Raw genomic sequence first — 26083 nt, 5'->3', positions numbered from 1 at the left:
ATCTCAGGCCGCTGCGGCCGGAAAGGCCTTGCCGCTTTCGGGCGAAAGCCAGGTGATGCGTTTGCTATCGAGTTTGAGGCCGATCGTATCGCCGCTTCTGACGGTTTCCGAAGCCGCGAGGATGACACGCACCGGCTGCTCGTGGATCGAGCCGGTCAGGAGCAGATGCGAGCCCATCGGCTCGGCGACCCGCACTTTCATCTCCAGACCCTGTGGCAGTGGCGCGAGCTCGACCGCCTCGCCACGGAGGCCGAGAATGATCTCGCCGCCGGATTGAGCGGGGGTGGCGAGCCGTTCGCTGCCTGCGCAAACCTGGCCATTTGAGACCGGCATCCTGATGAAATTCATCGGCGGATTGCCGATAAAACCGCCAACGAAGCGTGTGGCGGGATGATTGTAGACGTCGATCGGCGTGCCAACCTGCTCGACGATGCCGCCGTGCATGACGGCAATACGGTCCGAGAGGCCCATCGCCTCCGTCTGGTCATGGGTGACGTAGATCGTTGTGGTTCCAGACGACTGCAGCACTGTCTTAAGTTCCGTGCGCATTTCCAGACGCAGCAGAGCGTCGAGATTGGAAAGCGGCTCGTCCATCAGCAAGACCTTAGGCTCGACAGCGAGTGCGCGGGCAACCGCCACGCGCTGGCGCTGCCCACCCGAAAGCTTGTTCGGGTAGCGGTCGAGATACTGCTCGATATGCAGAAGCCCGGCTGCCTTCTCAACCTGCGCCTTGACGCGTGCGTCCTCGGCCTTCTGCATTCGAAGGCCGAAGGCGACGTTTTCATAAACGCTCATGTGCGGGAAGACCGCATAGTTCTGGAAGACCATCGCGAGCCCGCGGTCCCTGGGTGCCAGTCCGATCACCGACTTGTCGCCGATGCTGACATCACCTGTGGAGGCGGTTTCAAGGCCGGCAATAATGCGCAGAAGCGTGGTCTTGCCGCAGCCGGAAGGGCCGAGCAGCGAAACGAATTCGCCGTCATTGATCGTCAGGGAGACCTCCTTCAGCGCGTCGAAGGCACCGAAGCTCTTGCGGATGCGGTTGATGACTATATTGGCCATGGGTGGAATCCCGTTATTTAGAAGAGATGCCCCAGATCGCGAAGAGGTAGCGTCTGACCGCGAAGATGAAGACAACGGAGGGAAGGATGAGCATCAGACCGCCGGCAAATCGGTAATGCATCGGGCTTTCGGACAGCACCGTCAGCAGATAGGCCGTTAGCGTTCGGTTGCGCACCGTCAGGACCGAGGCGGCAAAGACCTCGTTCCACGAAATGACGAAGGCGAAGACGGCGGTTGCGACGATGCCAGGCAGTGCCAGCGGCGCCACAACCTTGAAGAAGGCCTGAATACGCGTGCAGCCGAAGACCCAGGCGGCCTCTTCGAGTTCCTTCGGTACGCCGAGGAAGATGCCCTGGGTGACGAGCGCCGCAAAAGGCAGCGCCAGCACTGTGTGAATTAGGCCAACGCCGATGATCGTGTCGTAAAGGCCGAGCCGGATGAAGGAGACGGTAAGCGGCAGGGCCAGGATAGCCAGCGGGAAGGCACGGGTCAGCAGCACCAGGAGGCGGTAGCTGTCCTTGCCACGGAAATTGAAGCGAGCTAGCGCATAACCCGCCGGCGCTCCGAGCAGGATTGAGAGTGCCACCGTGATGCCCGCCGCTCCGAGGGAGTTGAGAAAGGACTGGACGACACCTTCGGTCTTCAGGAAGAGAACGAAGGGCTCCAGCGAGACCCTCGTCGGCAGTCCGGTTTTTGGCCAAACGTAGACGCCTTGGCGGCCTCCGAACGCGCCGAGTGCGACGAGATAGATCGGCACCAGTACCCAGGCGCAGAGAGCGGCAATGCCGCTCCACAAGAGCCAGCGGCGCGATGAGCTGAAGCTCGCGGGGCTGCCTGCCGCCGCCTGTTCGGTTGGGATGGCTGTTGTGCTCATGGCAGGCGCTCCGGATCGACCTTGATGGCTTTGAGGTAGATGAGGGTAGCGGCGAGCGAGACCATCATAATCATCACCGCGTAGGCCGCGGCGACGCCGTAGTTCTGGTTCTGGCTCTGCCAATTATAGGCTTCGCCGACGAGAACGGGGAAATTGCGTCCCCCCAGCGCGTAAACGACCGCGAAGACCTCGAAGGCGAGAACAGTGCGAAGGATCAGCGCCGATTGCAGTGCCGGGCGGATCAGCGGCAGGGTGATTTTCCAGAACCGCGTCCAGGGGCCGGCGCCGAAGATTTCAGCGGCTTCCTTGAACTCCTTCGGGACCTGGTTGAGACCGGCGACGATGATGATCATGACAATCGCCGTACCGCGCCAGATTTCTGCAATAGCGATGGCGATGAACAGCGCAACGGGCGTCTGGTAGGAAAGCCAACTCGCCTGCCGGTCGATGACGCCGAGGCCGAAGAGCAGCGAATTGAAATAACCGGTATTCTGCAGGATCGACAGCCAGACGAGGCCTGCCGCAAGGTCCGATATGCCGAGCGGGATCGTCCAGATCCACAGGATCGTCTCGCGGCCACGGCCGATTTTCGAAACTATCGTGCCCATGGCGAGCGCGATGGCGACTTGCACCGGCACGACGGCGATCGTTAGCAGGAAGGTATTTTGTACTGAACGGGTGAAATTGATGTCGCTCGCCATGCGTTGCATATTGGCGAGCGAGGGAACCCCGTCATCCGAAACCGCCAGCCAAATCGTCTGCGCTAGCGGCATGACGAAGAGTAGCGCCAAGAAGACGATGGAGGGCAGGATCAGCAGATAGGGGATCCAAGGTCGATTTTGGGTCATTTTTTCCCGCCTAGGAAAGCAGGTTTGCGGAAGGAATGTCCGGGCATTCACACCCGGACATCACGGCAGGATTACTCGACCGGGCAGGCGCCGTCGCTCTTGGCGTCGGGAGCCCAGCAGGGCGCCTTGGTCTCGCTCATGAGCTTGGCCATGGTTTCGCCCTGGGCCTTCAGGACGTCGGCGACCGGCTCGTTCTGCAGTACGATGCGCTGGAAGCTGTCCATGTAGACCTTGTTGAACTCGCCACCCTTGTCGCCGAGGCCGGCTGGGAGCAGGGAGATCACGGCGTCCTTGGAGGCCTGGGTCGCGGTGACGGCGCCGGCGAGAAGGGCCACACCCTTGTCGAGATCGGGCGGCAGCTGGACGTCCAGCGTCGGGAAGAAGCCAACTTTGTAAGCCGTGAGCAGCTGGGTCTGGGGCGTCGTCAGGGTTTCGATGACCTTCACGGCGCCGGCAGCATCAGGTGCGCCCTTCGGGATCGCCAGACCCGCGAGTACCGGCATGTAGCCGCGGCCCTTCGGCCCTGCAGGCGCCGGGAAGACCACGTAATCGTCAGGTGCCGCGGAGATCGCGGTCTTCAGGCGGGCGATGTGGTCCCAGGCGACCATGACTTCGCCGGCAGCCAGCGGCTCCTGCATAAAGTCGTAGCTGGTCGAATTCGGATTGACGTAGGCCCACAGTTCCTTGAGCTTTTCCCATCCTGCCGCAGCATCCGCGCTCCTGAAGGTGCGTACGACGCCGCCGGTAAAGGACGGGTAGAAGTAGCCTTGAAAATAGCGCGCCATCAGCCCTTTCGGTCCGGCCGGAAAACCGATTTGCGGCTGGCCAGTGGCTTCCTGCATCTTCTTGCCCCACTCGATGAGCTGGTCATAGGTGAGCGCGTTCACCTCAGCGCCTGCAGGCAAATACTGCAGGGCTTCCTTTTTGGCGGCCATAAGATAGGTCGCCTGCATCCAGGGGATATATTGCTGCGTCGGCTTGCCGAGCTTGCCGAGATCGAGGACCGGCTGCGGCATGCCTGAAGCGGCGAGCTTCTTGGCGAGATCGTCGAGGGGTTCGAGCTGCTGCTTGTCCGCGAGTGGCGAGAGCTCGCCGTGCAGGGCGCCGACAAGGCTGACCGTGTGCTTGCCGGTCCGGGCCTCGGCTTCCATGCGGACCGCGAATTGCGGCGGCTCCTCGACTACATAGTCGACGTCGCCGGCGTCCTTCAGAAGTTCTTCACGCACGACGGTAGCCTCCTCGATCGGACGAAGCTGCGTGGAGACGAAGACGGTCTGGGCAAGAACCGGTGGGGCGAATGCCACCACAGTCGAGGCCAAAACTCCGAATGACATGAGACGTTTCATTTTCTCCTCCAGTTGTTTTTGTGTGAATTATACCCCCCGGAATGGGCGGCGATGGCTCTCGCGGTCGACGAACTCGATTGCGTGAAGTTCCTGAAGCTCTTCGGCCGGTTCGCCATCGATGGCACGCAGCAGCAGCGACGCGAAATTCGCGCCGAGGTTTTGGCCGGTCATGCGCATGGTCGAAAGTGCCGGACTGGTGAAGGCGCCGATCGGCAGATCGTCGTGGCCGACGATGCTGATCTCGCTGCCGCCGTCTATCTCCCTCAGTGCCCGGAGCGCGCCGATCGCCATTTCATCCGTCGCGCAGACCAGCGCCGTCGGCCGTGATGGCTGGCGCAGCAGCTCGAGAGCGGCAAGATATCCGCCCTGTTCGGTTGGCGCGCCCTCGGCGCAGAGATCAGAAGAAAGGCCGACCTCATCCATGGCGACCTTCCAGCCCATTCGACGCACATGCGCAAAGTAATACTGCTGAGGCCCGGCGATATGGCCGATGCGGCGATGGCCGGAGCCCTGAAAGCGGGTGGTGGCCGCATGGAAGCCCGAAAAGCCGTCGCCGTCGATGAAGGGGTGCGGCGTTGGGCTTTCAGTCCGACCATTCGTGACGAAGGGAATGCCACGGGATTGAAGAAACTCTACGCGCTCATCGCGCCGTTTCGTACGGACGAGCAGCATGGCGTCGACACGGCGCCCGTCGACGAAGCGGCGGCAGATATCAAGCTCGCTTTCGCTGCGCGGCACCGGCGCGATGACCAGATTGAGCCCAAAGCTGGCCAAGTACTCGGCGCAGCCGGACAGCATGTCGAGGAAGTGCGGCGGGCCGACTTGGCCAGGATCGCTCGGAAGCGTGACGGCGACCAGTTCTGCGCGCTGCTTGCGCAGCCGGCGGGCGGACGCGTTCGGCCGGTAACCAGCCCTCTCCGCCGCTTCCCGCACCCTTTCGCGGGTAGCCACGGAGACATCGGAATAGCCGTCGAGCGCACGAGACACCGTAGTGATCGATAGTCCTAAGGACTGGGCCAGCTGTCGGAGGTTTGCCAAAGTCTCTCTCTCCAAAGATTTTCTGAGGATTTTCCAAAACGTTTTGGGAGTCAAGCGAAAACGTTTTGGCAGAATGCGTCCTTGGAAAAGTGGGAATGACCAATCTCAGCCGTCCCGACGAAGCGCACTGGATCGCACTTTCCATGCACATGGTCGCCACCCAGCCGCCGCCTGTCGTTGAACACCTCATGTTGGGCGTTCTGCGGAGCTGGGAGCGAATCCTTAAAATTTCGCCGCCGTCCGTCGCGCTCAAAACCTGCACTGGCATATAGAGGTCGAGCTGCAGTTTTGCGTGGCAAGCCCGGCGAGCAGGATGTCCGCTAAAAATGAAGCCGTTCGATCTCGTCTATCGGCACTGCAGGACGAACGACCTCTCTCTGGCGATGCCGATGGGTTTTTCTAAGAGCCGCGACTTGTTCCTTCAGGATCGCGCTACGACCCTAAAGAGCAGTTAAGCGAACCTTCGGAGCGAATGGTGTCAAAATCGGATAGCCACATCGAGCACTGGTCCCTTGGGGGTGCGCCGCCGTCCAATCTCCGACGAGCAAATGCCCGCTGCCTAAGATCTATTAAGCTCGATGCTCGTCGCCCCAAGCCATCAAAGGCAAAAATGTCTATCTTGCCAAATTTTGCCATTGCAGCTATGAGTATTCATATGAGCACAATGAACATTTCTCTCCCGGACCACCTTAAGAGCTTCGTTGATGAGCAGGTCGCGGGACGTGGTTATGGGACCAGTAGCGAATATATCCGCGAATTGATTCGGAGAGATCAGGACCGTCTTTTTTTGCGCGGGCTTTTGGTTGATGGAGCATCGTCCGTACAATCTGATCCCGCCGATGAGCGCTATTTCGGCGAATTGCGTGATCGTGTGCGTGGCCGGCACAGCAAGTGACAAACAAGTCCGTCATCCCTCGGGAGTTGGCTCGTAGTGACGTCGAAGCAGCCGTAGACTACTATATACTCGAGGCTGGAACTGAGATTGCCCTTGGCTTTATTGACGCCTTGGAAACAGCTTATGACCTGATCGCAAGGCATCCGGAATCGGGATCGCTACGATATGGATACGAGCTGGGATTGCCTGACCTGCGCAGCATTTCACTGAAACGATACCCCTATATCGTCTTTTATCGTGATCAAGAAGATCATGTTGATGTGTGGCGTGTGCTCCATGGGAAGCGGGACATTCCGCCGTCGATGCACGAGCCTGAGAATCATTGATTATAGGACATATTTGCAGCTGCCGATTTTCCTGACTTCTGGTTCCAATTCCGTCAACTGCATCCGTTTAGGTGGCCTCGTGCACAATTGAGTCTACGGATTTGGTTCCAATGCCGATAAATCCAAATGCGTGCGAACGAGCAAAAGTAGGCAGTGCTTATTGCTGCGCCTCGATTATCGACAAGACCGTGTTGGAAGATGCCGGCAACGCGTATCAGATTGAAATTCAGTTCGGCTTTGCAAAGCGTTCGATACGAAAGTTCTGCAGAGGAATATCCGTTCGGCCCGTCGCCATGATTTCGCCCATGACGTCGCCAACACCGGGTCCGAGTTGGAAGCCGTGGCCGGAAAAGCCGAATGCATGGAAGAGCCCCGCTGTCGTCGACGACGGCCCCATCACCGGAAGACCGTCTTCTTCATAGCCCTCGCAACCTGACCAGGTGCATATCACGGCGACCTCTTTTAGCGACGGGGGTCGGCAGCAGCGAACGAAGCTGACCCGGCAAGCGAGCCGGGTCTGCCTTGGCGTATCCGGTATCGAGTGAAACGTCGGTGCGCTCGGCGCCGCCACCGAAGACGATGTTGCCTCGTTCCACCTGCCGCAGGTAACCGCCGCCGTGATCATGCGCCCAGACGCCGACGACCGGGAGAATGTGATGGGGGAGAGGTTCGGTCACTCCCATTTGCGGGCCTCTGGCAGTAATCGGAACCGTCTCTCCGAACAAGCCCGCGACGCGCACCCCAGGCACCCGTCGTGTTCAGCAACATCGAGGCTTCATGCGAGCCCTTCGACGTTTCGACCTGAAATCCATAGGCACGTTTTCTGATGGCCCCGATATCGACATTTTCGATGATGTCGGCTCCCAGCTTTCGGGTAGCACTGGCAAAGGCAGGTGCGATCAGACGCGGGTTGCCGCTTCCATCGTTCGGGGAAAAGGATGCTGCGATCGCATCGGGGCCAAGACGGGGAAAGCGCGACCGCACGTCCTTTGCGGTCAGTTCCTCCAGTTCAAGCCTGGATTTCAAACGCGTGGCTTTTTTAATAATAGGGTCCTCGGTTCTGATCCAATCAACTGCCTCGACGCGGACACATCTAGACCGCGGCTGGTCGTCCAACGCGATTTTTGAATCGATCAAGACGGACCGATTCACTGGTGATGTCGTCTCGTTAATCCTCTTGCGCCATGAACGATCCGGCAAATTCCGGATCGACATAATAGCAGCTTCGTGGCCGCGATCGACCGTTGCCCACGCACTTCAGGGAAGCATACCTTTCAGTTCCTCTCGGGTCGACAAGAGTGACGGAATGTATCGGCTGATCACGGTCTCCATTCCCTCGGCAGTTGCCGCGAGCCCGACGTTCAATGCTGCGACAATGCGCCCGCGCGAGTTTAGCAAAGGGACCGCGACGGATCTCAATCCCAACTCGACCTCCTGGTCGATTGATGCATAGCCGCGCTCTCGCGTCGCCACGATCTCCGCCATCAGCGCCGAAATGTCGGTGATTGTTCTTTGAGTTCGCTGTGTCCGCGGGGAAGCTTCGAGCAGCCGGCGGATTTCATTATCAGGCAGCGCGGCAAGCAGCACGCGCCCCATCGATGTGCAGTAGGCTGGCAAACGGGAGCCTGGCATCAGGGAAATGGACATCACCCGGCGTTGCGCCGCTCGAGCCACATAAACGATCTCAGTCTCGTCAAGTATCGAGACTGAAGCGCTCTGATCAATGCTCTCCGACAACTGGTCCAGAAAGGGTTGGACGATCCGGGGCAACGGCATTGTCGCAAGGCATCCGGTTCCGAGACGCAACACGCGCGGCGTCAAGCTGAAGAACTTGCCGTCGTAAGCTGCATAACCGGCCGCAGACAGGGTGAGCAGGCACCGCCTCGCTGTTGCTCTGTCAAGGCCCGTTACCGCCGAGGCATCCGAAATGGATAGGCGCGGCTTCTCGAGACTAAATGCCTCGATGACTCTCAGACCCTTTGCGAGCCCACCCATAACGTCGCGTTCCTTGATTTCCATCCCAAGCCCCTCTCTTGTGCGATATTCGTACAAATTTCATATAACGCACAAAAACTTTGTCGTCCACGGGTCTGTTGATGTACACGATCACCGACAGACACCTGATCCTTGGTGGGAGGCAAAACGCGATGGACAAAACTGCCGAAAGTTTAAAGGAGGCGGTCGCCGTGATCCGTGACGGTTCGACCATCATGATCGGCGGCTTTGGCGGATCGGGGGCACCGATTGAGTTGATCCACGCGTTGATCGACAGCGGCCCGAAGAACCTCACGGTTATCAACAACAATGCCGGCAACGGTCGCATCGGCATCGCCGCCATGATCGACGCGGGCATGGTTAAGAAGATGATCTGCTCCTTCCCACGCTCTTCGGATCCGCGCGCATTTACAGATAGATACCTGGCAGGCGAGATCGAGCTGGAACTTGTGCCACAGGGAACGCTCGCAGAACGCATCCGCGCCGGCGGCGCCGGCATCCCCGCCTTCTACACCCCGACGAGCTTTGGAACGGAGTTGGCCGAGGGGAAGCCCATCGCAGAATTTGACGGTCGCCGCTATGTGCAGGAGCGTTGGCTGAAGGCGGATTTCGCCATCGTCAAGGCGCATGTCGGCGATACCTACGGCAACCTCACGTACAACAAGGCGGCCCGGAACTTTAACCCTCTGATGTGCATGGCGGCAACCCAAACGATCGTGCAGGTCTCCAGGATCGTACGGGCGGGCGAGATTGATCCGGAACAGGTCGTGACGCCCGGCATCTTCGTTGACCGCGTGGTTCAGGTGTCAAACCCGCAGCAGGAAGAAGAACTCATCCGGGCAGGCGCAGCTTATGCTCCGGCATACGAGGGAGTTAAGGCATGACCGTGAACACACGAGAAGACATCAAGCTTTCCAACGCTCAGATCGCCTGGCGGGCAGCGCAGGATATCGTCGACGGCGCCTATGTGAACCTGGGTATTGGCTTTCCCGAAATGGTGGCCCGTTACCAGCCGCCTGGCCGGCAGGCGATCTTCCATACCGAGAACGGAGTCCTTAATTTCGGTGAGGCACCAAAGGAGGGGGAGGAAGACTGGGATCTCATCAACGCCGGCAAGAAGGCCGTGACATTGAAGCCGGGTGCAGCCTTCTTCCATCACGCCGATAGTTTCGCCATGGTGCGCGGCGGCCATCTCGACGTCGCGATCCTGGGGGCTTACCAAGTTGCTCAAAGCGGCGACCTCGCGAACTGGCGGGTAGGCAGCAAGGGCGTCCCTGCTGTCGGCGGTGCCATGGATCTCGTGCACGGTGCGAAGCAGGTGTTTGTCATCACAGAGCACGTGACCAAGAACGGCGAACCGAAGCTGGTCGAGAAGTGCACCTTTCCGCTGACGGGGGTGGCTTGCATTACGCGCGTCTATACCAGCCACGCGGTCATCGACATCGTGGATGGCCGCTTCGTGCTGCGCGAGAAGCTGGCCGGAATGACGGTTGAAGAACTGCAGGCGATGACCGGCGCGCCGCTGGTCGTGGACGGTCCCCTCGAGGACCTCCTCGTACCCGAACTTTGAGGACTCGAAATGGCTGACGCATTTATCTGCGACTACATCCGCACGCCGATCGGCCGCTATGGCGGCGAGCTTTCTACTGTCCGCGCGGATGACCTAGGCGCGGTCCCATTGAGGGCGCTGATGGAGCGCAATCCGAACGTCGATTGGGAAGCGATCGCTGACGTCATTTATGGCTGTGCCAATCAGGCCGGGGAAGACAACCGGAATGTCGCTCGGATGTCGTCGCTGCTGTCCGGTCTCCCATCGAGCATCACCGGGACCACCATCAACCGGCTTTGCGGCTCAGGGATGGACGCCGTGATAACCGCTGCTCGCGCCATCAAGTCGGGCGAAGCGGATATCCTGATTGCCGGCGGCGTAGAAAGCATGAGCCGAGCTCCCTTTATCATCCCCAAGGCGGAGTCGGCCTTTTCCCGCAGCGCGGAAATCTACGACACGACGATCGGCTGGCGCTTTGTCAATCCTCTGATGAAACTGCAGTATGGGGTCGACTCGATGCCCGAGACTGGCGACAATGTCGCGATCGACTTCAACGTATCCCGCGAAGATCAGGACGCGTTTGCCGTCCGTTCGCAAGCGAAGGCCGCCGCGGCCCAGGCGAATGGCAGGCTTGAAAAAGAGATCGTCTCAGTAACGATAACGCAGCGCAAAGGCGACCCGGCCGTCGTTTCGAGGGACGAGCACCCACGGGCCACCAGCATCGAAGCCCTGGCAAAGCTGAAAACGGTGAACAAGCGCGAAGGCGCGACCGTCACAGCGGGTAACGCGTCAGGCGTGAACGATGGCGCGGCCGCCCTCATCATCGCCTCAGAGGAAGCCGCCAAGAAATACGGTCTCACGCCGATCTCACGCATCCTCGGCGGAGCGACAGCCGGCGTCGAACCGCGCATCATGGGGTTCGGACCTGCTCCGGCCACGAAGAAGCTCTGCGCTCGTCTGGGACTTGCGCCCTCGCAGTTCGACGTCGTCGAACTCAATGAAGCATTCGCCTCCCAGGGCATCGCCGTGCTCCGCGATCTGGGGATTTCCGAAGACGCGGAGCACGTGAACCCGAACGGTGGTGCTATCGCTCTCGGTCACCCCCTCGGCATGTCGGGCGCGCGTATCGCCGGTACGGCCGCGCTTGAGCTGTCACTGGGCGGCGGGACATACGCGCTCGCAACGATGTGTATCGGCGTAGGCCAAGGAATCTCGATCGCGCTCGAACGAGTGTAAGTCGGAATGCGCAAGCGACGGACGGACGGCTGCCTGCGCATCAGAATTAAGCTACCCTTCACCAGACAAGAATGAGGGACCTATGAGTAATTCTGATGATCACAGCGCTGCGGCGCGTCGCCGGGACGTGGGTATCGCGAAAGGCTACAGTGTCGAGGACCTCGCGGTCGCTACCGGACTGACGGTGGCTGAAATAACGGCGGCCGAGGAACCGAAGGGATCGACGCCGAAGCCCCACGTCGCACGGATCGAAAACGTACTAGGCTTAAGTTGAGATCAGTCAGGAGGGGCGATGGCCTTCTACTACCCGGTTGGCCTTCCGCTGAGCCTTGCTCAAAAGACTAGCAACAGGGTCAGACACTTCCTGAGGTGATGTAAACCTTCACCAGTCGCGTGGTCGCCACTTAGGGACGCCAATTATGGGAAGCCCGCGCGATGGTTTAGATTCATTTTACAAGCGATTTTATGTGGTGGTCATGAGTTCGAATCTGATCGAGAGCTGCCATCTATGCTCCTCTCTCTCGACTTAGTATCATTTCGACAATAGAGCCGCGGCCGGGTGGAGCGACCCATTTCATCGAGGGCGCCATTGAAAATAGCGAGGGATGATATATATTGCCGATATCATATATCGGAGCTTATCTCATGAGAACGTTAGTAGATATCGGCGACCCAGAAGTAAAAGCGCTGGACCGGTTGGCACAGCGGGAAAAAATGTCGAGAGCAGCGCTGATCCGAAAGGCGATTGATGACTTCCTCGCCAGGAACAATGCCGATATCGAAGCAGAAGCCTTCGGACTTTGGGGCGATCGAAAGATCGATGGTTTGACCTATCAGGAAAACATGCGCAGCGAATGGTAAAGTCTCTGTTCGACACGAATGTCTTGATCGATTATCTCAACGCAGTTCCACAAGCGCGAGACGAACTGGCAAGATATCGCGAAAAGGCGATCAGCATTATCACCTGGATGGAGATTCTCGTCGGTGCCAAGCCTGAGGTGGCAATCGGAACGCGCGCTTTCTTGGCCGGCTTTGCCGTCATCGCTGTCGATAACGCCATAGCCGAACGAGCAGTGTCTCTGCGACAACTTCATCGTGTCAAGCTTCCAGATGCCATTATCTGGGCAACCGCCAATGTTCACTCGATGTTGCTGATCACCCGAAACACGAAGGATTTCCCTCGCGAAATGCCGGACATACGGGTGCCATACGAAATTTGACCGCAATGTCTGGGCTGTTGCCAGCGCGTTCGGTTGCAGGCCCGGCAGCGGTTCGATTCCGTTTCAAGGCGCCGGATGGCGAAATGGCGCGATGGGCGGTTCTGATCCCTTATGTGGACGGCCCCCGACCCGCAAGATATTTCGAGATAATTTGATCTGATCGCTTGCGTCCATATGTCCGGCCTGTTGTTGCGTTCGCACATGAACGCTGGCCAAGATGGTTTCCGCGACACAGGTCCCAAACATCAAGACGGCCTTGACGGGCCGAAGGGATCACCGGGGTATCTTGTGTCTCGGATCGATCGATCACACCATCTGCTATTATCTTGCAAGTTGTAGTATTGCCTACACGTGATGAAGATCAGGGTACACGCGGTTTTTGCTTCCAGGTCTTCATGTGGCGCACCCGTTCAAAGCCGATCCTGATTGTGAGCTGTACGTTTCTCCGGAGACCATGAGTTTCCAAGCTATGCGCGCCATCTTGTTGGCGAGTGCGACAGCTGCCAGTTTAGGCGGCTTGCGCTTGAGCAGTTCCACCAACCAACGAGAGGCTTTGCCGGATCGCCGCGCGTGATGAATGACAGCGGTTGCTCCATTCACCAGGATAGCCCGCAGCGCTTCATCGCCGGCTCGCGTGATGCCACCGAGCCGCACCCTGCCGCCGGTCGAGTGATCCTTCGGCGTCAGCCCTATCCAAGCTGCGAACTGACGACCAGATTTGAAGAGCTCTGGAGCGGGTGTTTTCATTATCAAAAGAGCCGAACCGATTGGGCCAATGCCGGGAATGGTGTTGAGGCGTATGCTGCGTTCGTCGTTACGCTGCCATGCCTTTACCTTGACCTCCACATCCGCAATCTTTTTCTCCAGTTCAGCGTATTCCTCGGCCTGGCTGATGAACAATTCCTGCGCGAGCTCTGGCACAGTTTTCTCAGCTTTTATCCTTTCGAGCAGCATCGGAATATGTGCTAGCCCCTTAGCTGCGGAAATGCCGAATTCATTGGCGTAGCCTCGGATTGCGTTGGCGAGTTGGGTGCGGTTGGCTATGAGGCGGGTACGGACGCTGATCAGCATGAGTGCTGCTTGGTCATCACCTGTCTTGACTGGAACAAACCGCATCGTTGGGCGGGCCATCGCCTCGCACAGCCCTTCGGCGTCGGCAGCGTCATTCTTGTTCCGCTTAACGTAAGGCTTGGCGAGTTGTGGCGCGATCATCTTCACCTCATGTCCAAATGAGGCGAGTAATCGCGCCCAATGATGGGAACCACCACAGGCCTCGATCGCGACCGAAGTTGGCGGGCAGGTCGTGAAGAAGTCGATCATCTCCTTGCGTCGCATTCTCTTACGCAACACCGGCTCCTCTCCGGCATTCACGCCATGCAACTGAAAGACATGCTTTGACGTATCCATGCCAATACGAATAATCTTGTCCATGGGCGGCCCCTTCGATTGAGATCTTAACAGCTCATTCTGGCACATTTCGATGCCGTTCAGGGGCCGTCCACTCCAACATCAACTGCAACTGCGCCAGCTATCCTACTTCGTTGGGGTGGCTGGGGAACTTCGCCAGCATAGTTCCCCGTGCCGCCAAGCGGTTGTCTCACTCCCGGCTATGCACGTCAGAACTCGCTACAGGCCTTCGTTCACGCATACGATACTTCGACGCGCGACGAAGTAACTCGATCGACGGAGGGTTATTATCGGAGTGTCGAGAGGAACAGACTATGAAAACCATCGAACCGAAAATCCTGTATTTCGGCACCCCTGTCGCCATCGTCAGCACGCTTAACGAAGATGGTGGCACTAACCTGTCCCCGATCTCGTCCTTTTGGACATTGGGCTGGACGATGACCCTCGGCGTGCTCAACGATGCCAAGATGGCGGAAAACCTTCAGCGATATGGCGACTGCGTCGTCAATTTGCCCACGCCCGAGATGTGGGAGGCTGTCGAAAAGCTCGCCCCGCTAACAGGCAAAAACCCCGTTCCCAAAGAAAAGTCGGAACAGTTCCACTTCGCGAAGGACAAGTTCGCAGCAGCCGGGCTTTCGCGCCTCGAGAGCGAGCTCGTCAAGCCTCTTCGCGTGCGCGAATGCCCATTTCAGATGGAGGCGAGAGTTCTGTCGCTGAACGAGCTCGGCGGCGACAAGGTCGCTAAACTCGGAGGCGGGATGGCGGTCGTCGTCGAAGTGCTGCGTATCCACGCGGAGGAGGAGTTCGTCCTCGAGGGAACAGACCATATCAATCCCGACAAATGGTCGCCTTTGGTCTATAACTTCCGTCACTATTATGGCTTGGCGGACGAGGAACTAGGCCGAACCTTCAGGGCATAGGTCAGAAGGCGCTGCGGCTCATGAACCAGCGGGCGTTCAGGGAACACCGCAAATTATGGTATGCGCTGAAGAGAAAGGGAGAGGTCATCGAACTAGGCCAGTTTCCATCCTTCGTCGCGGTGGCCGAGGAGTTGCATTCGGCAGAGCCGCATCGAAGGTGAGTATCACCCAGTCCGGCTTGTCAGGCGCGATTCCCTCTGACACCGTTCGGAGGCGCTCCCTCATCCAGAAAATGCCGCGTTCCTAGTAGACTCGTTTGATCCTTCAATAGTCACCGGCTGCGGTCCTGCTCTACGCGGTTCACTGTATTGGCGATGACCTTCGCCGACCGGATGGATACATCTCTGAAAAGCCCAGGTGATCACAGAGACTACTCCGACTTCAAAGACTACACGCTTGCAAGATCTTGTCGGGGCCTTATGTCTGAAACCATGTAGACTAATATCTGGGATATTGCTTGAACAGAGCTCGGCCAGCGCTTCTTCTTCTCAGCGCATCGCTCATACCGGTCATCATCCTGGCAGCGGGAATGGCATGGTTCTTCGTGGCCGAACAGCGACAATCGCTGGATAACGAGCTCCGGAACATGGCAACTGCCATCGCGGCGACCGTTCAGCGGGAATTGGACACGCAGATCCAGCTGTTGTCGGTGATCGCTGATTCGCCGCGGTTCGATCTTCCGATTTCCCGCGCCAGTTTCGCCGAGACGGCCCGCCGTCTGCGTGAGCGGATCCCTCGGTGGGAGCAGATCCGCGTCTCGGATGAAGACGGGAACGTCGTACTGGCCTTCCCGCCAAAGGAGGCGGCCGCAAGCCGAGACGTCGATCTCGAAAGCCATGAGAGGGTTCTGCGTTCTGGAAACAGTGTAATCGGAAATGTCGTCGTCGGAGCGAGAGGACAGACGGCCTTTGCCATACGGGTTCCTATTCGGCGTGAAAATAACCTCCGCGCGGTCCTTTCGGCGGTTAATCGGCCTGCGATGGTGACGGATCTCATTCACACCACCGGTCTGCCGGAAACCTGGTCAGCCTGGATCGTCGACGGCGAAGGACGGCTGGTGGTGACGACGGCGGCCACCGATCTTTCCGGCAAGGGCGACAAAGAATTCGCTCGGGTTTTGGGAGATGGTACTGCTTCTCTTGCGACTGGCGGCGACCTTCGGATTGCCGAGGCACCTCTTGCCGAAACGCCTTGGCGAGTGATTGTAGGTATCCCTGTCGGACAATACGATCGGTTGGCGCAGAAGGCCTGGATGCTGGTAATCGCAGGCTCCGCTGTTACCGTCGTGCTCTCCGGCGCAGCTGCCTTTCTCTTGCAGCGGGAGGTCAGCGTACGCAACCGCGAACGGGAGAGTATTGCAAATTGGCAGCGGATGGACGCGCTTGGAAAACTCACGGGCCAGGCGGCTCATGACTTCAACAATCTCCTGATGGTGTTTCAGTCAGGTATCGAAGGGGTCAAGCGGCGAAGAGGCGATGAGCAGCGGGTAACGCAATTGCTTAATCATATGTCCGACGGTGTCTCACGGGGTAAGGCTATCACGCAACGGCTCCTGTCGTTTTCTCGGCGCTCGAACCGGGGTGCCGTGCATGTCGAACTCGACGTCAAGCTTTTGGACCTGAGGCCGCTGCTGCGCCAGGCGCTCAATGATGCCGTGGTGTTGGACATCGAAATTCCCGACGACCTTTGGCCTGTTCATGTAGATGATTCGGGCCTCGAAATCGCGCTGATTAACCTCCTTACCAACGCTCGGGAGGCAATGGAAAACGGTGGGCGAGTTACCATTTCGGCCCGAAACGTCCCGGAGGGAGCTGACGAGGATCGCTCCCTTCGAGGCGCGTTTGTGGCTATAACCGTCACGGACAGCGGACAAGGTGTTGATACCTCCAATCTGTTGCGAATATTCGAACCCTTCTTCTCGACAAAAGGAGACGGGCGCCCTGGTCTTGGCTTGACTCAGGTCCATACATTCGCCCAGGCGGCGGGCGGCGCTGTGAAAGTCACGAGCTTGATCGGCCACGGGAGCGCATTCACGCTTCTGCTGCCGAAGTCAAACGCGCCGCAGATACCTCGAGCGAGCGACAGATTGACCTCACAGCTGCCTAAGACGATTCTGATCGTCGACGATACGGCTGCGTCGCTCGACTCCGTGCGCCTTTCCCTGGAAGGGCTGATCGCGACGATTTATACCGCATCCGGCGGAAAGGACGCGCTCGCGATTCTGGAGCAACGTAGCGATATCGAAGCAGTGTTAAGCGATATCATGATGCCGGAGATGTCGGGCATTGATCTCGCGGAGGAATTGGGCAAGCAATATCCGCAAATTCGAGTCGTGCTTATGACCGGATACAGTGACAAGCTGGAGGCGGGACTGAAGATCGCGCGCCCGGTCCTCGTAAAGCCGTTCAAGATTGAAGACCTTGCCGCTGCTCTGGCCGCGGAGCAATCGAAGGCAACATTCTCCGACAATGTCGTGCGGTTGGATACGACGTGTCCTAAGATATGAATCGTAAAGAGCGAGAGGGTTTCGTTCCCTTGCGAACAAGAGCTGCCCCGGGTGGGAAATAAGACTTTAGTAGAACCAGCTTTCGCCAGGGGATCCGCTCGCTGCGTTCGCTCGGTTTCTGCCACCGGCACGTTGGCGCCGATGGCAATTGCAAGCATGTGCCGATGGTAACCGTCCCGCCTACTTTGCGCTCTCGGGAAAGGCGGGCAGGCGTGAAATATGGGTGGGATCGTGCTGGATGACGAGCGTTGCGTTCAATCCCGCCGTAACCGCCTCGAGGCGTTCCATTGACGCGAGCGAATCGGCACGGTTTTCATTGAAACCCGGCACACCGTGAATGACCAGATTATCCTCGAAATGCACCACATCACCGGAAAGCAGGACCGGACCCATCTTTGCAAGCTTTACGAGGAGGGCGGTTTCCCCTTTGGTATGACCGGGCATCGACAGCATCATTACGGAGCCATCGCCGAAGACGTCACGGTCGCCCGTCACGAGGTCGAGTTTCGCCTTGCCGTCGAGCCACGGTTTGACAAGGTCCGGTACGACCGCGAAGGGCGGGGGATTGTCGTGAAAAGCCTGCCAATCGGCGGCGCCGATCATTAGCGTGGCTTTCGAAAAGGTCGCAGCCTGTCCAAGATGGTCGAAATGGTTGTGGCTGATGCCGACGGTTGCAATTTGCTCCGGTTTGATGCCGATCTGCTTCAATTGTATCGGGATGTCGGTTTTGAGCGAAGCTCCGATCGGCTGATCCTCAGCCGGTGCCTTACCGATGAGATCGGCTGGAAGCCCGGTATCCCATAACAGGTAGTCGCCACCGTGGCGGATCACGTAGCAACTATCCGTTAGGACGCCTTTCTTGCCGGCAGAAGCGAACGTGTCCGAAAATATCGACAGGTCTTTGACGGCGATGTCTCCGCAATCGAGGCGCCAGAGTTCGAGGTCCGGGGCAGCGCGTGCCGGTGTGGAGGCGAGGGGCAGCGACACGGCCGCTAGCGCCATTGCAGAGGAAAGTTTGAAGGTCTTCATGAAGGTCTCCTTGTCTTGAAGGTCCTTCATGTGGCGTCCTTCGTCGCATGCTGTGCGCCAGATTCGTGATCACTTGGGCCCGAAACGCTCACCTGCGGTATTTTTTCTTGTTAGCCCTTCCTATAGATTCGCGATCATGAACATGATGATCCGCGACCACGGTTCCGAGCTTTCCCGCCGCCTGCTCGATCGACTCCGCCCGGTGGTGTCGGGAAAGCTCGATGTTGGGATGCATCCCTATGGCGGGCAGCTTTTTGCCTATTGCTGCTTCGACCGCGAACGGATGGCGGCTCTTCGACTTGATTGTCCGATGATCTGCGTCGTGCTTTACGGCCAAAAAGACGTGTGGCTTGGCGATCGCAGCCGCTCCTTTACGGCCGGCTCGCTCTTCATTTTGCCTGGCGGCGTGCCGATGGACGTGGTCAATATTCCAGATGACAAAACCGGCGTCTACGCGGCGTTGCGGCTTGACGTGCCGTCCCTGCCGGAAGGCATCCGACCGCTGTCGGTTGCTGAGCGAGCCCGTGGTGGCGTCGATCTGGACTCCGTGCCGCTCAGCGTCGATCTCGTCGAGACGATTGGCCACGCTGCATCCACGATCGCTGATCTAAGCGTCGGTGAAACGATCAAACGGCTCAGGCTGACGGAGGTCCTGGCACTATTGCGGCCACTTGCCGAGGCACGATCACTCTTCAGACAAAGCCTGTCGGACGACGTCGCCTGGCTGATCGCGACAGCCCCTTCGCAGGCGTGGAACGTTTCTGATGTCGCGTCAAAGCTAGGCATCGGCGCGTCAACGCTTCGACGTCGACTGACGATGGAGGGCACATCGTTTCGGGCGATCTTGCGACGCGAGCGTCTTAAGGCTGCGCAACATGCAATCACATCCGGCGCCACTGCTATCGCCGCCGCCGAGGCTGCGGGCTACGTCTCGCGCTCGCATTTTTCCCGGCGCTTTCGCGAAAGGTTTGGAACGAGTCCAACAGGGCGAGCCTAGCATCAAGGTCTTTCCACGCCGGCTGTACCTCCATAGGCGTCGTCACTTTGCGTGCATCATCCGAGGCAGTCGGTAAACTTAGGTTCATGGGTGGCCTCCAGGCGATTGATCAGGCATGGTGCGCCACCCAATGCCAGCATCTCCAATAGAAACCGCCGCCTTGGTGCAAGCGCCGCACCGTCGGCGCTTGCTACGGTTATTGCCCGTGCTTTCGTTCAGCTTGTCGTGATGCCCGCTGGCTCGCACCGACTTTGGGCTGATCGACGTCCGCCGCCGGAGGAGGCTGTAGGTGCCTTCATCATCAGCGATATAGACGGGCAGGCCTTCATCATGGCGAAAGATGGAACATTTCCTCGCGAAGCGGCGTATCCATCCGGTTTGATCATGTTGCGATCTAACGGATCGCGTTCGTTCATGGAGGAAATCGTGGCTCGAAAGAAAGAAGCGACATCACTCATTTCCGAAGGGGCCAAACTGGGAGAGCCGGTGCCACGGGGTATCGTTGACACCAACACGGCGTCAGTCGGCGTTAAACCGCAGCCGGAATTCGACGTGCAGGAAGAGCTCGGCGCTCTGCGAAAGCAGGTGGAAAGCATAAAACATCAGCTTGCCCAGGCCACTCGGCAGACGAAGGCGACCGTGAAGCGCTATCCTATTTCTAGCCTCGGTGTGCTCGCTGCCGTTGTCAGTGGCTTCGCCGTTGCGATAGTCGCATCACGTTCGACCATGCCCCGGTCGCGCTACGACCGGAGCCTCGGGGATCTTCGCGATCTCTACAACAGAGCACGCGGCCGCGTCGTCTAGTCAGATTTCGGTATTGCAGAAGAGCAGCATTCCCTTCAGCTTCGTTCCCGGGCGACGCAGGGGGAAGACATGCTCGACATCATCATTCACACCAGCCTTGCCATCATTGCGAAGACGGAGCGCCTGATAGAAAACGTCCAGCGTCATTGCGATGGCTTGGAGGACGTCCAGGAGGAGCTTGATCGCCTGTTGGACGTCCTGTTCCTGCTGGAAGACGCCGTGAACCTGTTGCGTCGAACCTTCGAGATGCGACCCGAAATCGCGCGCGGGATCATCCACGCCACCCTCCAATGAATGAGCAAGGATAACGAAAACCAACCTCCTTGCACGCCGATAAGAACGATTACTGATCGAGAAGCGGTGATGCGCTGCTCATTCCACGGACCGGTTAACGCCAACTCTGATTTCCGATGGCTTTCCGATGAGGAAAAAGCCCCCCAAGGGTGAGGCTGACCGTGATCAACGCAGTATGCCCGCAATTTAACCCCCGGGTGGTTGTGCGATGCTTGCGAACCTCATCCAGAGGTCGGCGTTATCGCTCCCTCTTTGTTCATTCGGTGAAACCCGAGATTGACTATTTCCTCGAAAATAAGAAGTAGATGAGCTGACGCAAGGCCCGACGACGCAGCTCTCCACCGCCCACAGGCGTGGCTCACCATCGCTCCGTGGCATTCATGATCGTGGCATTCGGGGCTCCCTCCGCTTGGCCGCCGAAGTCCGGGGTCTACGCCAGCGCAGTATTGCTGCGTCCGGCATCGTACAGACAATGGATTGCATGCGCGATTGCGGGCGGAGCGCGGAACTGTCGTTGAGCCAGAACGTTAAACTGCGGCCAAAGTCGAGGACAGGAGCCCATGCCCGGCAATCGCAATGAATGGATCGCAGCTCGAGCCTATTCTCTTTGGGAACAGGCGGGAAAGCCTTTCGGCCAAGACCAAGTCCACTGGCAACAGGCGGTCCTCGAACGCGACCTGCTCGAAAGGACCCAAGCATCTGCCGATGGATGGGAGGTTCTCGACCGGTCGCGGCCAGCAAGTGTAATCGAGCCGGAACCGCGAAGCGTGCTGGTTGTCGAGGACGAGGTGCTGCTCCGCTATGATATCGTGGATTTTCTTGATCAGGCGGGATACAAAACTCTGGAGGCGGCCAATGCCGACGAGGCGCTCGTGCTGCTCAACGCCAATCCGGTTGATACGCTTTACACGGACATCGATATGCCCGGCAGCATGGACGGTCTTGGTCTCGTAGCCAAGGTACGGCGGCAGTGGCCATCGACACGGGTGATTGTGACCTCGGGCCTGGTCAAGCTGTCGCACAAGGACACGGAAGCTGGGGTTACCTTCGTTTCCAAGCCGACTGCCGGCCCGGAGCTCTTAAAGCTCATCGCCTAGCCGCTGTCAGCGGCCCGCTTGATTCCGCCAAGGATCCTTCCCGCACGGGTCGTTCCGTCCCATGGCTGTTGAAATCGCTGCGATCGACACGATCCTGGCATGAGAGAGGTGATAGGAGACATCGCAGCGGAGGCGACGCCGGCGTCGGACCGGGGGCGGTCCCGCGCCAGCCGAAATAATGCGATTGTTAGATCTCAGAAGAATTTGTACGTCGCAGTCCTTGCCGCGGGCCGACAGCAAGGACGCGCCTGAACAAGTTGCCAACCTGAGAACGGCTTAGCAATTGGTTGCATAGTATCGTGGCCTGTATCGTCGCAAAGATTGGCAGGAACATTCGGCAGACTCATGGCGCCTCGGGACTTGCAGCAATCAAGGGCCGTGGTGGGATCGCCATGTGCCAATGAGGCGCTGACATCGCCAAGCGATCTCGACGCATCGATCCGGAGCGCGGCCCAACTTGGAAAAAAGAGGGCGGAAGTTGCACTCTTGGCAGTTTTGAGGAGTTGCGGTGGGAGCGTACAGATTGGAGGCAGGTGAGAAAGGGAGAGAGACACCCGCTGCACGATCCCGATTACAAAAGAAGTTGGCCTTTGTTCCCGCCTCCAGCCCGAATGAAAAGATGGGATGATCGCGCCTCAGAATATGCCGAATAACGCGATCATGTCGGAGGGTTCACAGTCTGCCTGGAACGCATGTGGGTAGCCAAAGGGAGGCACATGTGACCAGCCAAATGATTGGGCAGCGGATCCTCCTGGTAGAGGATGATTACTGTCAAGCGAGAGTCTACGCAACGGGTTTGAAGGGCCTGGGTGCGGACGTCGCTGGACCGTTTCGTGGCGTCAGCGACGCAATTAAGCAACTCCATTCCGGCGGGCCTGTAACGGCTGGCGTTCTGGACATAGACCTGAGCGGGGATATGGTTTATCCCGTCGCCGATGAACTCGCACACCGGGACATCCCTTTTGTCTTTGTGACAGGTTATGATCCCGGCGTCCTACCCGCCCGATTTGAAAACAAGACCGTTCTCAGCAAGCCTTTGACCTCCGAAGACATCGCTAGAGCGCTGGACAATCTCGCAACGGGCGAGGAAATCAGGAGGCAAGAGGTCTCACTGAACTCCATACTCAGGCGACTTCCGCGCTACGAATTAGATCTGGCGCTGCCCCATTTGCATAGGGTCGAGCTTCCGCAAGGCGAGATCCTGGAGCAGCCCGGGCACAAGATCAGCATGGTTTACTTCCCGCTTGAGTGCGTAGCGTCGATGATTGCGGTCGATTCGGACGGCAAACGCATCGAAGCAGGATTGGTCGGTAGAGAAGGAATGACGGGATTTGGTTTCGCTGTCGATGATGAGCAAACGCCTTATGATCTGGTCAATCAGATCCAAGGCACCGCTTTAGCCATGACCGCCGAAAACTTTCTTCCGATATTGGAGGTTTCAAGAAGCCTTCAGGCCCTTGCGATGCGATTCTCCAGGATCGATCCAACGCCAATCCATTCGTTCTCACGCACGACTATCTCGCAGTTATGCTAGGAGTTCGCCGCGCCTCGGTGACAAACACGCTGCATATTCTGGAAGGAAAACGACTGATCAACTCGACGAGAAGCCAGCTCGAAATCCGAGACAGAGAGGTTTGGTCGAAATTGCCGGCGGGGTCTACGGCATTCCAGAGGCCGAATACGCCCGGCTGATGGCTCTTCCGTTGCCTGGTGAGGGGCCCTTCTCTTCAGGAGCCGGTTAACGTGCTTCAGATGCTCGGCCAGTGTCCTCCGGATGCGCTAAACCTGGCGATCACGCGCGTCGTCCCATGGGAACCTCAAAGGCGGCGTGCGGCAGTGAGAGACTATGTCCAGCCGCAGGCGGCCCTGACTGCCCGGGGAACACGGCTTATGCGACGACCTCGTCGGGCTGGCGATTGCTACACGCGGCGGGAACCGCCCTGGTTCAACAACGTTGCGCATTAGGCCGAAGGCCGATCGGGGCTTGCAGGGGCGCTGACGCCAGGAGTTCTTCCATTCTGGAGTACGCAGAAAAAAGCGATACCGAAAGAACGGGGGGCTCGGGACGGAAAAGACGAGGCCGCCCGGCTGCGCGTCACCAGTTCAGCGTTCCTGGCGGAACGCTGTTACCGCCCCCGACTGACTGCTCGCAATCGAGCAACGTTGCCTAGGCACGTCTCCGCCTCCGCTGACGACCACTGTTTAAGCGCGTTGGCAACCCAATCGAACAAACGGTCCGGACCGATCTCGTCGAGAACCAAACGAGGACCTGGAGGTTCGAATCTCAGTGTCAGTGGAGGTAGAGTATGAACACCGCGCTCAAAGCATTCCTGTTGACCTTGGCCATCGGCCCAACCGCCATGCCATCAGTAGGTCATGCCCAAGTCGAGTTGCGGGGCCTGGCGGGGTCGAAATGCAACATCACGATCGCAACCGGTACCCAGATCCGAACTATGATTACGGCCCGCGGCGCGGCTGCGATCTCCGTGATGCCTTAGACAATGCTCGCGCTGCCGGTCTTCGCCGACCGCACATCATCAGGGAGACGCGCCGCAGCATCACCGTCGAAGGATTTACACGCAGCGGCAGGCCGGATCGCATACGCTTTGCCAATATCGGGGGCTGCCCCGAAATCTAAGTGTCAAAGCGCCCAGCCTGCTACGCGTTGCCCGGTCACGGTGGAGAGGAAAAAGACCGGCGGAAGATCCGGCGTCCTTCGCCTGTATGCCGGCAGACGGCAGAGGCATGAGATCCTCGCCTCAGATCTGCGTACGGCGGAGCAGGTAGTCCAGGCCACCGACGCGGAACCACTTGTAAGCATAGCCTTCGAGATAAAGGTGGTGGACACCGGCCTCGTCTGCCCGGCTGTCGGAGCCGTCGGCAATGTCGACAAGCAATTCGCTCCCTTGCCCTCGACCCGGATCGACCCGCACTTCAATGGGCTTTTCGTTGAGATTATGGACGATCATAACGGCATTGTTGCGCCAGTCATATCGGATGGCGAGGACACCTTCTTCCTCAACATCGATAACGCGGTAATCCCCCCAGCCGATCTCGGGCACCTCCTTGCGCATCCTGATCAGACGCTCCATCCAATTCAGCATCGAATCGGGGCTTCGGCGCTGATCGGCAACATTGATATGCTGAAACCCGTAGGCACCGCTGGATATCACCGGAACGACCGGCGCTTCGCTCTTGGTAAAACCAGCTTGCGGCTCGGTCGACCATTGCATTGGTGTGCGAGCACACTTGCGTTCCGGCAGTGAAAGATCTTCTCCCATGCCGATCTCATCGCCGTAGCGCAGCACGGGCGTGCCCGGCAGCGAGAACATTAGTGAATAAGCCATGCGCATGCGGTCACGGTTGCCATCGAGCATCGGCGAAAAGCGGCGCCTGATGCCGCGGCCATAAAGCTGCATATTCTTGTCGGGGCCGAAGGCTGCAAAAACCCGGTTGCGTTGCGCCTCGGTCAATCGACCAAGATCGAGTTCGTCATGGTTCCTGAGGAAATGGCCCCACTGGGCGGTCTGCGGTCGCGTCCGGGTCGCCTCGAGCGCTTTGGCAAGCGGCGCGCAATCGCTGCTGGCAAGGGCGTAGAAGAGTGTCTGGTTGACCTGGAAATTGAACATCATGTGCATTCTGTCGCCGTCCGCGCCGAAATAATTCACATCCGTTTTCGGTAGGACGTTGGCTTCGGCAAGGATGATCGCGTCGCCCTGGCGCCATTGCAGGAATTCACGAAAGGTCCGCAGCATGTCGTATTGTTCTACCGCTTTGTCTATGTCGGCTCCCTTCTTTGCAATGACGAATGGAACGGCGTCCATCCGGAATCCGGAGACGCCGAGCTGAATCCAGAAGCCCATAATTTTCAGGATCTCTGCTTGCACCTGCGGGTTGGCAGTATTGAGGTCGGGCTGAAAGTCGTAGAAGCGGTGGAAATAATATTGCCCGGCGACCTTGTCGCGGGACCAGGTTGTCTTCTGAACACCGGGAAAGACCATTCCCTGATTGGCATTTTCAGGCTTTTCCTTCGACCAGATATACCAGTCACGATAGGGCGAGCTCTCGTCCTTGCGCGCCGCCTGAAACCAGGGGTGCTCATCTGACGTGTGGTTGACGACGAGGTCGATCAAGACCCTGATGCCGCGCTGCTTTGCGCCATGCGTGAACTCGACAAAGTCGCCGAGCGTCCCGTAGCGCGGATCGACGTTATAATAATCAGAGACGTCGTAGCCATCGTCCTTGCCGGGCGACGTCTGGAACGGCATCAGCCAGATCGCGGTAATTCCGAGACCCGCAAGATAGTCGAGACGGCGTGCAAGGCCCTGGAAATCGCCGATCCCGTCACCGTTGGCATCCATGAAGGTTTCGACTGACAGACAATAGACGACGGCATTCTTGTACCAGAGATCGTTGATCATCGCATCCTTCCTTATTGGAGAACGCAATGGCGTATGCCGTTGATTGTTCCGCAGCCACTCAGCCCCTGGTTGGTCGCAGCAGGGGGGAAGAGGCGTGGAACGCTTCGCGTGTCGTTACGAACAGTTGCATCGGGCTTGGACGCCGCCCATTGATTCCAAGCGTACGAATTCTTGACATCCAATAGCTCACCATCCGAAAGTACCGCTTCGTCAGATCAT

26 protein-coding genes and 1 pseudogene are annotated in these 26083 nt (G+C 58.5%); 16 read left to right on the top strand and 11 right to left on the bottom strand.

The window, feature by feature from the left end; genetic code table 11:
* Nucleotides 1–3: 3 nt before the first annotated feature.
* From FHX15_RS26370 to FHX15_RS26350, 5 genes are all read right to left on the bottom strand, one after another.
* Nucleotides 4–1062, bottom strand: a complete 1059-nt coding sequence (locus FHX15_RS26370) for an ABC transporter ATP-binding protein (protein ID WP_184401305.1) — start codon at nt 1060–1062, stop codon at nt 4–6.
* A gap of 13 nt (nt 1063–1075) precedes the next feature.
* Nucleotides 1076–1936 carry a carbohydrate ABC transporter permease gene (locus FHX15_RS26365; RefSeq protein WP_184401304.1) on the bottom strand — a complete coding sequence of 287 codons (861 nt, stop codon included), beginning with the start codon at nt 1934–1936 and terminating at the stop codon, nt 1076–1078.
* Complete coding sequence (locus tag FHX15_RS26360) at nt 1933–2784, bottom strand: carbohydrate ABC transporter permease (protein ID WP_184401303.1); 852 nt, start codon at nt 2782–2784, stop codon at nt 1933–1935. Before FHX15_RS26360 ends, FHX15_RS26365 begins: the two co-directional genes overlap by 4 nt.
* Before the next feature lie 71 nt (nt 2785–2855).
* Nucleotides 2856–4130 carry an ABC transporter substrate-binding protein gene (locus FHX15_RS26355; RefSeq protein ID WP_184401302.1) on the bottom strand — a complete coding sequence of 425 codons (1275 nt, stop codon included), beginning with the start codon at nt 4128–4130 and terminating at the stop codon, nt 2856–2858.
* Between the two features lie 27 nt (nt 4131–4157).
* Nucleotides 4158–5168, bottom strand: coding sequence for a LacI family DNA-binding transcriptional regulator (locus FHX15_RS26350; RefSeq protein ID WP_184401301.1), 1011 nt, complete (start codon nt 5166–5168; stop codon nt 4158–4160).
* 95 nt (nt 5169–5263) lie between these two features.
* Between FHX15_RS26350 and FHX15_RS31155 the strand changes: the two genes are divergently transcribed.
* From FHX15_RS31155 to FHX15_RS26335, 3 genes are all read left to right on the top strand, one after another.
* Entirely contained in the window at nt 5264–5440 is a 177-nt protein-coding gene (locus FHX15_RS31155) for a hypothetical protein (RefSeq protein WP_246779095.1), read from the top strand.
* A 383-nt stretch (nt 5441–5823) separates the two neighbouring features.
* Entirely contained in the window at nt 5824–6063 is a 240-nt protein-coding gene (locus tag FHX15_RS26340) for a type II toxin-antitoxin system ParD family antitoxin (RefSeq protein ID WP_246779094.1), read from the top strand.
* Nucleotides 6060–6389, top strand: a complete 330-nt coding sequence (locus FHX15_RS26335) for a type II toxin-antitoxin system RelE/ParE family toxin (protein WP_184401299.1) — start codon at nt 6060–6062, stop codon at nt 6387–6389. The genes FHX15_RS26340 and FHX15_RS26335 overlap by 4 nt, the downstream gene beginning before the upstream one ends.
* A gap of 226 nt (nt 6390–6615) precedes the next feature.
* Here FHX15_RS26335 and FHX15_RS26330 read toward each other — a convergent pair.
* Together FHX15_RS26330 and FHX15_RS26325 are read right to left on the bottom strand one after the other, a co-directional pair.
* A pseudogene (locus tag FHX15_RS26330) lies at nt 6616–7403 on the bottom strand (NAD(P)/FAD-dependent oxidoreductase); the annotation flags it as partial.
* Between the two features lie 243 nt (nt 7404–7646).
* Nucleotides 7647–8408 (bottom strand): IclR family transcriptional regulator C-terminal domain-containing protein, encoded by a 762-nt coding sequence (locus tag FHX15_RS26325; protein WP_184401298.1) that lies wholly within the window; start codon nt 8406–8408, stop codon nt 7647–7649.
* 128 nt (nt 8409–8536) lie between these two features.
* On the opposite strand from FHX15_RS26325, the gene FHX15_RS26320 reads away from it, so the two are divergent.
* The 6 genes from FHX15_RS26320 to FHX15_RS26295 all read left to right on the top strand — a co-directional run bounded on the left by FHX15_RS26320 (nt 8537) and on the right by FHX15_RS26295 (nt 12389).
* Complete coding sequence (locus tag FHX15_RS26320; protein ID WP_184401393.1) at nt 8537–9268, top strand: 3-oxoacid CoA-transferase subunit A; 732 nt, start codon at nt 8537–8539, stop codon at nt 9266–9268.
* A complete protein-coding gene (locus FHX15_RS26315) occupies nt 9265–9954 on the top strand; it encodes a CoA transferase subunit B (RefSeq protein WP_184401297.1) in 690 nt (229 codons plus the stop codon). The genes FHX15_RS26320 and FHX15_RS26315 overlap by 4 nt, the downstream gene beginning before the upstream one ends.
* A 9-nt stretch (nt 9955–9963) precedes the next feature.
* A complete protein-coding gene (gene pcaF, locus FHX15_RS26310) occupies nt 9964–11169 on the top strand; it encodes a 3-oxoadipyl-CoA thiolase (protein ID WP_184401296.1) in 1206 nt (401 codons plus the stop codon).
* Between the two features lie 82 nt (nt 11170–11251).
* Nucleotides 11252–11443 (top strand): helix-turn-helix transcriptional regulator, encoded by a 192-nt coding sequence (locus FHX15_RS26305; RefSeq protein ID WP_184401295.1) that lies wholly within the window; start codon nt 11252–11254, stop codon nt 11441–11443.
* 371 nt (nt 11444–11814) lie between these two features.
* The gene (locus tag FHX15_RS26300; protein ID WP_184401294.1) at nt 11815–12030 is read left to right on the top strand and encodes a CopG family transcriptional regulator; all 216 of its coding nucleotides are present in this window, start codon (nt 11815–11817) and stop codon (nt 12028–12030) included.
* The gene (locus tag FHX15_RS26295; protein WP_184401293.1) at nt 12024–12389 is read left to right on the top strand and encodes a type II toxin-antitoxin system VapC family toxin; all 366 of its coding nucleotides are present in this window, start codon (nt 12024–12026) and stop codon (nt 12387–12389) included. Before FHX15_RS26300 ends, FHX15_RS26295 begins: the two co-directional genes overlap by 7 nt.
* A 393-nt stretch (nt 12390–12782) precedes the next feature.
* Here the strand turns inward: FHX15_RS26295 and FHX15_RS26290 are convergent, their stop codons facing one another.
* Entirely contained in the window at nt 12783–13820 is a 1038-nt protein-coding gene (locus FHX15_RS26290) for an IS110 family transposase (protein ID WP_184401292.1), read from the bottom strand.
* 290 nt (nt 13821–14110) lie between these two features.
* Here FHX15_RS26290 and FHX15_RS26285 point away from each other — a divergent pair, with 290 nt between their 5' ends.
* A complete protein-coding gene (locus tag FHX15_RS26285) occupies nt 14111–14716 on the top strand; it encodes a flavin reductase family protein (RefSeq protein WP_184401291.1) in 606 nt (201 codons plus the stop codon).
* Between the two features lie 529 nt (nt 14717–15245).
* Nucleotides 15246–17222, top strand: a complete 1977-nt coding sequence (locus tag FHX15_RS26280; RefSeq protein WP_184401290.1) for a response regulator — start codon at nt 15246–15248, stop codon at nt 17220–17222.
* A gap of 180 nt (nt 17223–17402) precedes the next feature.
* On the opposite strand, the gene FHX15_RS26275 is transcribed toward FHX15_RS26280, so the two are convergent.
* Nucleotides 17403–18281, bottom strand: coding sequence for an N-acyl homoserine lactonase family protein (locus FHX15_RS26275; RefSeq protein WP_246779093.1), 879 nt, complete (start codon nt 18279–18281; stop codon nt 17403–17405).
* 106 nt (nt 18282–18387) lie between these two features.
* On the opposite strand from FHX15_RS26275, the gene FHX15_RS26270 reads away from it, so the two are divergent.
* Together FHX15_RS26270 and FHX15_RS26265 are read left to right on the top strand one after the other, a co-directional pair.
* Nucleotides 18388–19248 (top strand): helix-turn-helix domain-containing protein, encoded by an 861-nt coding sequence (locus tag FHX15_RS26270; RefSeq protein WP_246779092.1) that lies wholly within the window; start codon nt 18388–18390, stop codon nt 19246–19248.
* Nucleotides 19249–19674: 426 nt separating this feature from the next.
* Nucleotides 19675–20052 (top strand): hypothetical protein, encoded by a 378-nt coding sequence (locus FHX15_RS26265; protein ID WP_312861914.1) that lies wholly within the window; start codon nt 19675–19677, stop codon nt 20050–20052.
* Here FHX15_RS26265 and FHX15_RS26260 read toward each other — a convergent pair whose 3' ends face one another.
* Entirely contained in the window at nt 20053–20331 is a 279-nt protein-coding gene (locus tag FHX15_RS26260) for a hypothetical protein (RefSeq protein ID WP_184401288.1), read from the bottom strand. It lies immediately after the preceding gene.
* A gap of 575 nt (nt 20332–20906) precedes the next feature.
* Here FHX15_RS26260 and FHX15_RS26255 point away from each other — a divergent pair.
* The 3 genes from FHX15_RS26255 (at nt 20907) to FHX15_RS26245 (ending at nt 23135) form a co-directional block, all read left to right on the top strand.
* Complete coding sequence (locus FHX15_RS26255) at nt 20907–21443, top strand: response regulator (RefSeq protein ID WP_184401287.1); 537 nt, start codon at nt 20907–20909, stop codon at nt 21441–21443.
* Nucleotides 21444–22161: 718 nt separating this feature from the next.
* Entirely contained in the window at nt 22162–22977 is an 816-nt protein-coding gene (locus tag FHX15_RS26250) for a hypothetical protein (RefSeq protein WP_184401286.1), read from the top strand.
* Complete coding sequence (locus FHX15_RS26245; RefSeq protein ID WP_246779091.1) at nt 22971–23135, top strand: hypothetical protein; 165 nt, start codon at nt 22971–22973, stop codon at nt 23133–23135. The genes FHX15_RS26250 and FHX15_RS26245 overlap by 7 nt, the downstream gene beginning before the upstream one ends.
* Before the next feature lie 1067 nt (nt 23136–24202).
* On the opposite strand, the gene FHX15_RS26240 is transcribed toward FHX15_RS26245, so the two are convergent.
* Nucleotides 24203–25864 (bottom strand): alpha-amylase family protein, encoded by a 1662-nt coding sequence (locus tag FHX15_RS26240; RefSeq protein WP_184401285.1) that lies wholly within the window; start codon nt 25862–25864, stop codon nt 24203–24205.
* Nucleotides 25865–26083: the final 219 nt, after the last annotated feature.

This window comes from Rhizobium sp. BK650, assembly GCF_014195325.1.
Taxonomy (GTDB): Bacteria; Pseudomonadota; Alphaproteobacteria; order Rhizobiales; family Rhizobiaceae; genus Rhizobium.
This window is presented reverse-complemented; position numbering and strand designations above follow the sequence as displayed.

Excerpts from the sequence above, each read along its gene's own strand:
- FHX15_RS26245 (WP_246779091.1), top strand. The coding sequence starts at position 22,971 with ATGCTAGGAGTTCGCCGCGCCTCGGTGACAAACACGCTGCATATTCTG.
- FHX15_RS26290 (WP_184401292.1), bottom strand. The coding sequence starts at position 13,820 with ATGGACAAGATTATTCGTATTGGCATGGATACGTCAAAGCATGTCTTT.
- FHX15_RS26355 (WP_184401302.1), bottom strand. The coding sequence starts at position 4,130 with ATGAAACGTCTCATGTCATTCGGAGTTTTGGCCTCGACTGTGGTGGCA.
- FHX15_RS26285 (WP_184401291.1), top strand. The coding sequence starts at position 14,111 with ATGAAAACCATCGAACCGAAAATCCTGTATTTCGGCACCCCTGTCGCC.
- FHX15_RS26365 (WP_184401304.1), bottom strand. The coding sequence starts at position 1,936 with ATGAGCACAACAGCCATCCCAACCGAACAGGCGGCGGCAGGCAGCCCC.
- pcaF (WP_184401296.1), top strand. The coding sequence starts at position 9,964 with ATGGCTGACGCATTTATCTGCGACTACATCCGCACGCCGATCGGCCGC.
- FHX15_RS26300 (WP_184401294.1), top strand. The coding sequence starts at position 11,815 with ATGAGAACGTTAGTAGATATCGGCGACCCAGAAGTAAAAGCGCTGGAC.
- FHX15_RS26360 (WP_184401303.1), bottom strand. The coding sequence starts at position 2,784 with ATGACCCAAAATCGACCTTGGATCCCCTATCTGCTGATCCTGCCCTCC.
- FHX15_RS26305 (WP_184401295.1), top strand. The coding sequence starts at position 11,252 with ATGAGTAATTCTGATGATCACAGCGCTGCGGCGCGTCGCCGGGACGTG.
- FHX15_RS26340 (WP_246779094.1), top strand. The coding sequence starts at position 5,824 with ATGAGCACAATGAACATTTCTCTCCCGGACCACCTTAAGAGCTTCGTT.
- FHX15_RS26280 (WP_184401290.1), top strand. The coding sequence starts at position 15,246 with ATGGCATGGTTCTTCGTGGCCGAACAGCGACAATCGCTGGATAACGAG.
- FHX15_RS26370 (WP_184401305.1), bottom strand. The coding sequence starts at position 1,062 with ATGGCCAATATAGTCATCAACCGCATCCGCAAGAGCTTCGGTGCCTTC.
- FHX15_RS26315 (WP_184401297.1), top strand. The coding sequence starts at position 9,265 with ATGACCGTGAACACACGAGAAGACATCAAGCTTTCCAACGCTCAGATC.
- FHX15_RS26295 (WP_184401293.1), top strand. The coding sequence starts at position 12,024 with ATGGTAAAGTCTCTGTTCGACACGAATGTCTTGATCGATTATCTCAAC.
- FHX15_RS26320 (WP_184401393.1), top strand. The coding sequence starts at position 8,537 with ATGGACAAAACTGCCGAAAGTTTAAAGGAGGCGGTCGCCGTGATCCGT.
- FHX15_RS31155 (WP_246779095.1), top strand. The coding sequence starts at position 5,264 with ATGACCAATCTCAGCCGTCCCGACGAAGCGCACTGGATCGCACTTTCC.
- FHX15_RS26275 (WP_246779093.1), bottom strand. The coding sequence starts at position 18,281 with ATGAAGGACCTTCAAGACAAGGAGACCTTCATGAAGACCTTCAAACTT.
- FHX15_RS26255 (WP_184401287.1), top strand. The coding sequence starts at position 20,907 with ATGCCCGGCAATCGCAATGAATGGATCGCAGCTCGAGCCTATTCTCTT.
- FHX15_RS26240 (WP_184401285.1), bottom strand. The coding sequence starts at position 25,864 with ATGATCAACGATCTCTGGTACAAGAATGCCGTCGTCTATTGTCTGTCA.
- FHX15_RS26270 (WP_246779092.1), top strand. The coding sequence starts at position 18,388 with ATGAACATGATGATCCGCGACCACGGTTCCGAGCTTTCCCGCCGCCTG.
- FHX15_RS26325 (WP_184401298.1), bottom strand. The coding sequence starts at position 8,408 with ATGGAAATCAAGGAACGCGACGTTATGGGTGGGCTCGCAAAGGGTCTG.